Origin of the sequence: Nitratireductor sp. ZSWI3, from assembly GCF_024655565.1 — a bacterium.
Classification (GTDB): Bacteria; Pseudomonadota; Alphaproteobacteria; order Rhizobiales; family Rhizobiaceae; genus Nitratireductor.
Genome location: NZ_JANKOF010000174.1, coordinates 1 through 4,250 on the forward strand (window position 1 = coordinate 1; position 4,250 = coordinate 4,250).

The 4,250-nt window shown below is 66.5% G+C and carries 6 protein-coding genes; 5 read left to right on the forward strand and 1 reads right to left on the reverse strand.

What is annotated here, in order from left to right:
• Positions 1-801: A/G-specific adenine glycosylase (mutY, locus tag NUU27_RS25030; protein ID WP_257765007.1), on the reverse strand; the 801-nt coding region annotated here is incomplete at its 3' end.
• Positions 802-850: 49 nt separating this feature from the next.
• Between mutY and NUU27_RS25035 the strand changes: the two genes are divergently transcribed.
• The 5 genes from NUU27_RS25035 to NUU27_RS25050 all read left to right on the forward strand — a co-directional run.
• The gene (locus NUU27_RS25035; RefSeq protein ID WP_257765008.1) at positions 851-1,348 is read left to right on the forward strand and encodes a DUF721 domain-containing protein; all 498 of its coding nucleotides are present in this window, start codon (positions 851-853) and stop codon (positions 1,346-1,348) included.
• A 126-nt stretch (positions 1,349-1,474) separates the two neighbouring features.
• Positions 1,475-2,188, forward strand: coding sequence for a DsbA family protein (locus tag NUU27_RS25040; RefSeq protein ID WP_257765009.1), 714 nt, complete (start codon positions 1,475-1,477; stop codon positions 2,186-2,188).
• A 74-nt stretch (positions 2,189-2,262) separates the two neighbouring features.
• Positions 2,263-2,709, forward strand: a complete 447-nt coding sequence (locus tag NUU27_RS25535; RefSeq protein ID WP_308220003.1) for a thioredoxin domain-containing protein — start codon at positions 2,263-2,265, stop codon at positions 2,707-2,709.
• Complete coding sequence (locus NUU27_RS25540) at positions 2,682-2,918, forward strand: thioredoxin domain-containing protein (protein ID WP_308220004.1); 237 nt, start codon at positions 2,682-2,684, stop codon at positions 2,916-2,918. The genes NUU27_RS25535 and NUU27_RS25540 overlap by 28 nt, the downstream gene beginning before the upstream one ends.
• Positions 2,919-2,972: 54 nt before the next feature.
• A partial coding sequence (locus NUU27_RS25050; protein ID WP_257765010.1) for a chromosome segregation SMC family protein occupies positions 2,973-4,250 on the forward strand: 1,278 nt, incomplete at its 3' end.

Sequence of the window (4,250 nt, forward strand, 5' to 3'; positions counted from 1 at the left end):
CTTGCGCAGCAACACCGCCCCGTCGCCGCGCACCGCCACGAAGGCCGCCCCGCGCCGCAGCGGCTTGTCGGCCTTCGGCGCCTTGCGGGGAAAGGTCTCGGCCGTGCCTTCCTGTCGCGCGAGACAGCCCGTGGCGACGGGGCACAGCACGCAGGCCGGCCGGCGCGGCGTGCAGATGGTCGCGCCGAGATCCATCATCGCCTGTGCGAAATCGCCCGGCCGGTCGGCAGGCAGCGCGGCGGCGACGAAATCGCGGACCAGCGGCTTGGCCTCGGGCAGCGGCGTCTCTATCGCCAGCCGCCGCGTGACGACGCGCTCGACATTGCCGTCGACGACGGCCGCCGGCAGGTTGAAGGCGATGGCGGCGATGGCGGCCGCCGTGTAGTCGCCGACGCCGGGCAACGCCTTGAGAGCCGCTTCGCTGTCCGGAAAGCGCCCGCCATGGTCGTTGGCGACGGTCTCGGCGCATTTCTTGAGGTTGCGGGCGCGGGAGTAATAGCCGAGGCCGGCCCAGGCCCGCATCACGTCCTCGGTGTCGGCGGCGGCCAGCGCGTGGACGGTCGGCCACGCGGCGAGGAACGCTTCATAGTAGCGCTTGACGGCGCCGACGGTCGTCTGCTGCAGCATGATCTCCGACAGCCAGACGCGATAGGGATCGGCCAGGACGCCGTGCAGCGTCTCGGCCGGCGGGGTGCGCCAGGGCAGATGCCGATGGTGCCGGTCGTACCAGGCAAGCAGCGGCGCCGAGAAATTGGCGGAAGATGCATTCGCGTCGATGACCGACGCCTTCTGGCGTGCCATATTGGCCGGAAACTCTTGGATGGTTGCAGGTCTCAATCGGGCTCTTGTCATGGCAGGGAATGATCAACGGGGCAATCCCGTCGCCGTCAGCGATCTGGCCACCGGCATCCTCGATCCTGTGATGCGCAAGCGCGCCGGCATTTCGGTGGAGCTCGTGCAGTGCTGGAGCGAGATCGTCGGCGAGCGGCTGGCCGGCAGCACGCGGCCGGAAAAGCTCGCCTGGCCGCGCCGCCGCCATGAGGACGACCCGTTCGAGCCGGCCGCGCTGGTGATCGCCTGCGAGGGAGCGGCGGCGCTGCGCCTGCAGCACGAGACCGCCGAGATCATTTCCCGGGTGAATGCGTTCCTGGGGTTCGTGGCGGTCGGGCGGATCAAGATCGTGCAGAAGCCGGTCGCCGCGCCGCCGCGCCGCAAACCGCCGGCGCAACGGCCGCTGACGGGCGGCGAGCAGGAAAGGCTCGCCCGTCTCATCGAGCGAATCGACGACGAGAAGCTGCGCGACTCTCTCAGGAAGCTCGGAACAAGCATCCTTTCCGAGCGCAAATAATGCGTGATCACCAAAACGTGATGACGGCCTTGCTTCCGAAAACCGCACCCTTGACCCAAATTCGCCCGAAACGCCCGCTTCTTGCGATTCACATCATGCTTTCTAGCCCAAACAGGTAGACCCTTCATGTCCGAACTGATCCAGCGCCGCAGACTTCTTCTTTCCATGGCCGCCCTGCCGGTGATCGGCCTGGGGCTGGCTGCCTGCAGCGACGGCGGCGAAGCGACGCCGGAAGCCAAGGCGACGCCGACGGATCCCATGACGACCTCAGCGGTCGACGCGCCCGCTTCGACCGGCACGGTGGACATGGCGAAGCTCCTGGAGGCCGGCGCGCTGGAGGAGAAGGTGCTGGGAGAGGCGAATGCGCCGGTGACCATCGTGGAATATGCCTCGATGACCTGCAGCCACTGCGCCAGCTTCCACGTCAACACCTATCCGGCGCTGAAGGAAAAATACATCGACACCGGCAAGGTGCGTTTCATCATGCGCGAGTTCCCCTTCGATCCGCGTGCCGAAGCGGGCTTCATGCTGGCGCGCTGCTCGAACGACAATTACTTCGCGATGGTCGACGTGCTGTTCAAGCAGCAGAACAACTGGGCGCCGGTGCAGGACGCGCAGGCCGCGCTCCTGAAGATCGCCAAGCTTGCCGGGTTTTCGCAGGAAAGCTTCGAGGCCTGCCTGACCGACCAGAAGCTGCTCAACGACGTGCGCTCGGTGCGCGAGCGCGGCGCCAACGATTTTGGCGTCGACGCGACGCCGACCTTCTTCATCAACGGCAAGAAATATTCGGGCGCCATGTCGATCGACCAGATGTCGGCCATCATCGACGGCATGATTTGACCATCATTGACGAGTAGGCGGACCGGCTGGCCAATGGTCAGTCGGTTTTGTTTTGATTAGGGATTTTTATCACCATGTTCGGGTTTGCGGTCGGGCGGCGGCACGGCCGCCGGCTTTTGATGTCCGTAGTGCTCATTTCAGCGTTTTCGGGCTTGCTCAGTCAAGGTCGGGCAGGGGCCTTTGCGGCCGCGCCCGACATGGAGGCGCTGCTCGACAACGGAGCGCTCGAGGAAAAGGTGCTGGGCGCCGAAGACGCGCCGGTGACGATCATCGAATACTCGTCGATGACCTGCGGCCACTGTGCCCGGTTCCACACGGAGGTCTTTCCGTCCCTGAAGGCGCGTTACGTCGAGACGGGCAAGGTGCGCTACATCATGCGCAGCCTTCCGACCGACCCGCGCGCCGAGGCGGGGCTGATGCTGGCCTACTGCGCGGGCGACGACTATTTCGTCGTCTCGACCTGCTTTACAGGCGGCAATCCGAGTGGGCCTGGGTGCCCGACGGGCGCTCTGCCCTGCTGAAGATTGCCGGAATGGCAGGTTTTTCACAGGAGAGCTTTGACGCTTGCTTGACGGATCGTAAACTTCTGGCTGATGTCAGGTTAATGCGCAACAAGGGTTTGGAGCAGTTCGGCATCACTGCGACGCCAACGTTCTTCATCAATGGGATGAAGCACTCGGGAGCCATGTCGATTGAGGAAATGTCGGCGATCATCGACGGCATACGCTAACTGGCAACGCGCTTGCCGGTCCTCTCGGCACGCGCTTCTTGCGGAGAACGGCGCATGAAGTTCTCCAAGCTGCGCCTTCTCGGCTTCAAGTCTTTCGTCGAACCGAGCGAATTCGTCATCGAGGGCGGGCTGACCGGCGTGGTCGGACCGAATGGCTGCGGCAAGTCGAACCTTGTCGAGGCGCTGCGCTGGGTGATGGGGGAAAGCTCCTACAAGAACATGCGCGCCTCCGGCATGGACGACGTCATCTTTTCCGGCTCCGGCACGCGGCCGGCGCGCAACACGGCCGAGGTGGCGCTGTTCCTCGACAACAGCGACCGCACCGCGCCCGCCGCCTTCAACGATGCCGACGAACTGCAGGTCTCGCGCCGCATCGAGCGCGAGGCGGGCTCGGTCTACCGCATCAACGGCAAGGAAGCCCGCGCTCGCGATGTGCAACTGCTCTTTGCCGACCAGTCGACCGGCGCGCGCTCGCCCTCGATGGTCGGGCAGGGCCGCATCGGCGAGCTGATCCAGGCCAAGCCGCAGGCCCGCCGCGCCCTGCTCGAAGAGGCGGCCGGCATCTCAGGCCTGCATTCGCGCCGCCACGAGGCCGAGCTCAGGCTGCGCGCGGCCGAGCAGAATCTGGAGCGCCTCGACGACGTGGTGAGCGAGCTCGCCACACAGATCGACAATCTGAAGCGCCAGGCCCGGCAGGCTTCCCGCTTTAAGAATCTTTCGGCCGAGGTGCGCAAGGCCGAGGCGATCCTGCTGCATCTGCGCTGGTCGACGGCGAAGGCGCAGGAGGCCGAGGCCCAGTCGGCGCTTTCCCAGACGACGGCGCTGGTGGGCGAGAATGCCAGCCGGCAGATGGAGGCGGCCAAGGAGCAGGCGATCGGCGCGCACAAGCTGCCGGAACTGCGCGAGGCGGAGGCCTCGGCCGCCGCCGCCCTGCAGCGCCTGACCATCGCCCGCACCCAGATCGAGGAAGAAGCCAAGCGCGTGCGGGCGCGCACCGACGATCTCAAGAAGCGCATCGACCAGCTCAACGCCGACATTGCGCGCGAAGAGCAGATGGTGCGCGACAATGCCGACGCCCTGGCGCGGCTAGCCGAAGAGGAAGCCGCCCTGCGCGATGCCGAGGAGGGGGGCGACGGACGCGAGGCAGAACTGCGCGCCGCCTTCGAGGAGGTGGCCCTGATGCTCGGCGAGGCGGAAGAGGCGCTCGCGCGGCTGACCGCCGAGAAGGCCGAGGCGACCGCCGCCCGTAACCAGGCCGAACGCGCCATCCGCGAGCAGGCCGAGCGCCGCGACCGGCTGGCGCGGCAACTGGCGGCCGCCGACGCGGAACTC